Source organism: Flavobacterium sp. UBA4854 (assembly GCF_002399805.1).
GTDB lineage: Bacteria > Bacteroidota > Bacteroidia > Flavobacteriales > Flavobacteriaceae > Flavobacterium > Flavobacterium ginsengisoli.
The window spans coordinates 10572-13944 of sequence record NZ_DHEI01000108.1; the positions used below are offsets into that span (position 1 = coordinate 10572).

4 protein-coding genes and 1 pseudogene are annotated in these 3373 nt (G+C 33.0%); 4 read left to right on the forward strand and 1 reads right to left on the reverse strand.

The window, feature by feature from the left end:
- Positions 1–404, reverse strand: a pseudogene (locus B3J44_RS16040) (sensor histidine kinase); the annotation flags it as partial.
- 160 nt (positions 405–564) lie between these two features.
- On the opposite strand from B3J44_RS16040, the gene B3J44_RS16045 reads away from it, so the two are divergent.
- The 4 genes from B3J44_RS16045 to B3J44_RS16060 all read left to right on the forward strand — a co-directional run.
- Positions 565–1440, forward strand: a complete 876-nt coding sequence (locus B3J44_RS16045) for a flavin reductase family protein (RefSeq protein ID WP_286969637.1) — start codon at positions 565–567, stop codon at positions 1438–1440.
- A gap of 32 nt (positions 1441–1472) precedes the next feature.
- Complete coding sequence (locus tag B3J44_RS16050) at positions 1473–1844, forward strand: DUF3127 domain-containing protein (RefSeq protein ID WP_095927972.1); 372 nt, start codon at positions 1473–1475, stop codon at positions 1842–1844.
- A gap of 121 nt (positions 1845–1965) precedes the next feature.
- Complete coding sequence (gene aat, locus B3J44_RS16055) at positions 1966–2604, forward strand: leucyl/phenylalanyl-tRNA--protein transferase (protein WP_286969639.1); 639 nt, start codon at positions 1966–1968, stop codon at positions 2602–2604.
- 2 nt (positions 2605–2606) lie between these two features.
- A partial coding sequence (locus B3J44_RS16060) for an MOSC domain-containing protein (RefSeq protein WP_286969640.1) occupies positions 2607–3373 on the forward strand: 767 nt, incomplete at its 3' end.

Genomic DNA, 3373 nt, shown 5'->3' on the forward strand with positions numbered 1-3373 from the left:
GCAGAATTACCATAATATAAAGTCTGGTATTTTCCTGGGGCGTATTCAAAAGTGATTGGTTCATTTTCATTTTTAAGCTTATTTAAGAAAGCCGTTCTTTTTTTCTTGTCATTAAGTATTTCATCAGGAACGTTTACAGAACTCACTACATTGTCATAAAGCATTATAATGCCCGGAATAGAAGTATTATTGCTAAAAATCTGAAGAGGCAATTCTACATCAGTGTTTTCATTAGCATTAACCAATGTGATTTGAGCATTTACAAAAAGGTTCATTTTTAAACGCTCCTCATTTTTAAAAATCTGGAAGAAAGTATAAGTATTCCAAAGAATTAGAGAAATGATTATAAAGCAAACCGAAATAATAATCCAGCGCGTAGTATTTGTTCTTTCAGAAAAAGACATATCAGTTATTTTGTGGTATAAATATAACGAAATATACACATTTTATATTTTGCCAATGCTTAAAGATTTTTCGTTTTTATCTGCAAAACTATTTCTTCTAATTAAACCATTTCAATACTTTTGTAGCTGCTAAAATGAGATTCTGTTTAAATTTTAAAGTATGATCAGCATTAACCCAAAAGAGATTCCAACGGCCAAATTACAAGGCTATTTACAGAGTTCAATTGGTCCACGACCTATTGCTTTCGCGAGTACAATTAGCGAAAAAGGCATTCCCAATTTGTCTCCGTTTAGTTTCTTTAATGTGTTTAGTGCCAATCCTCCGATTTTGGTTTTTTCGCCCTCAAGACGTGTTCGAGATAATACAATTAAACATACTTTAATTAATGCTGAAGCGACTAAAGAAGTAGTAATAAATGTTGTAAATTACGATATCGTACAGCAAACTTCTTTAGCAAGCACAGAATATGGAGATGGCGTGAATGAATTTATCAAAGCAGGATTAACGCAAATTCCATCAGATTTAGTAAAACCATATCGCGTAAAAGAATCTCCAGTTCAGTTTGAATGCAAGATTACGCAGATTATTCCGTTAGGAACAGAAGGAGGAGCAGGAAATTTGATTTTATGCGAAGTTGTTAAAATTCATATTGACGAATCGATTTTGGATGAAAACGGAGCAATAGACCAGCATAAAATTGATTTGGTTTCGAGACTTGGAAATAACTGGTATTCAAGATCAAATCAAGGGCTTTTTGAAGTTGCAAAACCCTTAACAACACTAGGAGTAGGAGTAGATGCAATACCAAATTTTGTAAAAGAAAGCGATGTTTTTGATGGGAATGATTTAGGAAAATTAGGGAATATAGAAGCCTTGCCTACAACAGAAGAAGTTACTATATTTGTGAAAACAAATTTTGCAGTCAAAGGAGTTTTAAGCTCAGACGACCAGAAAAAAGTGCACTTAGAAGCTAAAAAATATTTGGATAATGGCGATGTAGAATCGGCATGGAAAGTGCTTTTAGCGAAGAAATAAAAGAAATAGAAACAATAATTAAATAGACGAAGATGGAAGTTACAGGAAAAGTAAAAGTGGTTAACCCAGAGCAGCAAGTTAGTGCCTCATTCAAAAAAAGAGAGTTAGTTGTTACTACTGAGGAGCAGTATCCACAACATATTTTAATCGAATTTACACAAGATAAATGCGATTTGTTGAGTAGCTATAAACAAGGAGATGCAGTAAAAGTTTCTATCAATTTAAGAGGAAGAGAATGGGTTAACCCACAAGGAGAAACTAGATACTTCAATAGTATTCAAGGTTGGAGAATCGAAAGATTAGCTCCAGAAGGACCTGCGCAAGGAGCTCCAATGCCAGCTGCAGAAACTTTTGCACCAGCAACAAGTATAAACGAAGACGAACCAGACGATTTACCGTTCTAAGAGTTTAGAAATTACAATATTTTAAATTCCAAATTCCAATTCATTCACGTGAGTTTGGGATTTGGAATTTTGTTTTTGAATTAATACTTCTAAGTAGAATTTTATCATTGAAATTTAAATAATGTATTTCTTATTTGATAATTTATATTTTCCGCCCGTTTCAGAAGCCGATGAAGAAGGTATTCTGGCTGTTGGTGGTGATTTAAGTCCTGAGCGCTTAAAACTGGCTTACAATAGAGGGATTTTTCCTTGGTTTAATGAAGGTGAGCCTATCCTTTGGTGGGCACCAGATCCTCGTATGGTTTTGTTTTTAGACGAATTAGTTATTTCTAAAAGCATGCGGAATATTTTAAACAGAAAACAATTTACAGTTACCTTTAATACCAACTTTAAAGAAGTAATTTCGAATTGCCAAAAAATACAACGTATTGGTCAGGACGGAACTTGGATTTCAGATGATATAGTAGAATCGTATTGCGAACTTAATCGTCAAGGAATTGCAAAATCGGTTGAGGTTTGGCAAGACGATGTTTTAGTTGGAGGTTTGTATGGCGTCGATTTGGGACATGTTTTTTGCGGAGAAAGTATGTTTTCTAAAGTATCAAATGCTTCAAAAGTGGCTTTTATATCCCTAGTAAAACATTTAGAAGAAGAAAATTATAAATTGCTGGATTGTCAGGTTTATAACCCGCATTTGGATAGTTTGGGTTGTCGCGAAATTGATCGAGAGGAATTTATGGGCATATTAAAAAGTGAATAAAAATGAGTGCAGTCTATAGCGTAAAAGAAATTTATATTTATCCAATAAAAAGCTTGGCAGGTATTAGTCTAAAATGTGCCAATGCTGAAGAAATGGGTTTTGAAAATGATCGAAGATGGATGCTGATTAATACAGAAAATGTTCACATTACACAAAGAGAATACCCAATAATGAGTCAGTTTTATCCTGAGATTTTTGGAGATAAAATTCAAATTACTTTTGAAGGAGAAACGCATGATTTTTCTATTAATGAACATTTAGATAATGCAATAGAATCTCAAGTTTGGGACGATAAAAGTGAGGTTTTCGAAGTAAATAAAAACTCTTCAAAATGGTTTAGCGATAAACTAGGATTTGAGTGCAAATTGGTGAAAATCAATAATATTGGAGATCGTAAACATGAAAGTTCTAGAACAAACGAAACCTATAATGTGAGTTTAGCTGATGGTTATCCTTATTTGCTAATTGGAACTGAAAGTCTTGATTTTTTAAATGAAAAATTAGAAGAAAAAATCACCATTAAAAGATTTCGTCCAAACATTGTGGTAAGTACGAAAAATGCTCATGAAGAAGATGATTTTAAGGATTTTAAAATTGGAGAAGTTCAGTTTAAAAACATAAAACCTTGCGGAAGATGTATTATGGTAAACAACGATCCGCAGAAAGGAATTGTAAAAAAAGAACCTCTAAAAACCTTGAGCAAATACAGAAATGTAGATAATTCTGTTTTATTCGGAACTAATCTTGTGAGTCTGAATTCAGGGATTAT